2 protein-coding genes are annotated in these 1168 nt (G+C 68.2%); both read left to right on the plus strand.

The window, feature by feature from the left end; translation table 11 throughout:
• Window positions 1–69 precede the first annotated feature (69 nt).
• On the plus strand, window positions 70–522 hold the full coding sequence (locus HC022_RS27055) for an outer membrane protein assembly factor BamE (RefSeq protein ID WP_008884053.1): 453 nt from the start codon (window positions 70–72) through the stop codon (window positions 520–522).
• 9 nt (window positions 523–531) lie between these two features.
• On the plus strand, window positions 532–1168 hold a 637-nt coding region (locus HC022_RS27060; protein WP_167454435.1), incomplete at its 3' end, for a GNAT family N-acetyltransferase.

The raw sequence follows: 1168 nt of genomic DNA on the forward strand, positions 1-1168 counted from the left end.
GCTTGGCTTGGTTATGTAATCGGGGATAGAAACCCGCAAGGGACAAGACAAGAGGCAGGAACGCAGCCAATGGCGATATCCGGAAGACATGCGTTGGTGGCAGCGGCCCTCGCACTTGGGCTGAGCGCCTGCTCGGCGCAGTACGACCTGCACGGCTACGCGCCTTCGGAAGAGGATCTCCAGCAGATCGTCCCCGGCATCGACACCCGCTCCACCGTCGAGGACGTGATCGGGGTTCCCAGCGCCTCTGGCGTGCTCAACGAGAGCGGCTTCTACTACATCGAGACCCAGATGCGCAGCTTCGCGTGGCGGGCCCCCGAGGTGGTGGACCGCGAGATTCTCGCAATCACCTTCGACAACGCGGGTGTGGTCGACAATATCACCCGCTACGGGCTCGAGGATGGCAACGTGGTGCCGCTGACCCGGCGCATCACCCGCACCTCCGACGGTGAGCTCAGCTTCATCCGCAGGCTGTTCGGCAACATCGGCGGCATCAGCCTCAGCCAGTTCACGGACCAGTAGGGCGCCGCGATGATCCCCCGTCAGAGCATCGGTGCCGCGGGGGAGAAGGACGGCACGCTGTTGCGGCGCGGGCGCTACCGCGTCCGCCTCGCCGCAGGCGGTGGCGATCTCGCGGCGGCGCAGGCGTTGCGCGGGCTGGCCTTCTTCGGCACGGGCGGGACGGCCGATGTCGACGCGCTCGACCGGCGCTGCCGCCACGTGCTGATCGAAGACGATTCGCAGGGGCGGCTGGTGGCCTGCTTCCGTTTCCTCTGGCTCGATGACGGCCGCGGCATCGGTGAGAGCTATTCCGCTCAGTATTACGACCTGTCCCGGCTCGAGACCTTTGCCGAGCCGATGCTCGAGCTCGGGCGCTTCTGCATCCGGCCCGGGCTCACCGATCCGGACGTGCTGCGCCTCGCCTGGGGCGCGATCGCGGGGCTGGTGGACGGGGGCGGCGCGGGGCTGATGTTCGGCTGCGCCAGCTTCAAGGGCACCGATCCCGCGCCATATGCCGCCGCCTTCGCACATCTGCGCGCCCGCCACATAGCGCCCGAACGCTGGCGGGTCGGCGAGAAGGCGCCCGAACGGGTGCGATTCCCCTCCGAAGGCGCCGATGCGCGCGCCGCGATGAAGCTGATCCCGCCGCTTCTGCGCACCTATCTCG

The organism is Salipiger sp. HF18 (genome assembly GCF_011806505.1).
Taxonomy (GTDB): Bacteria; Pseudomonadota; Alphaproteobacteria; order Rhodobacterales; family Rhodobacteraceae; genus Salipiger; species Salipiger thiooxidans.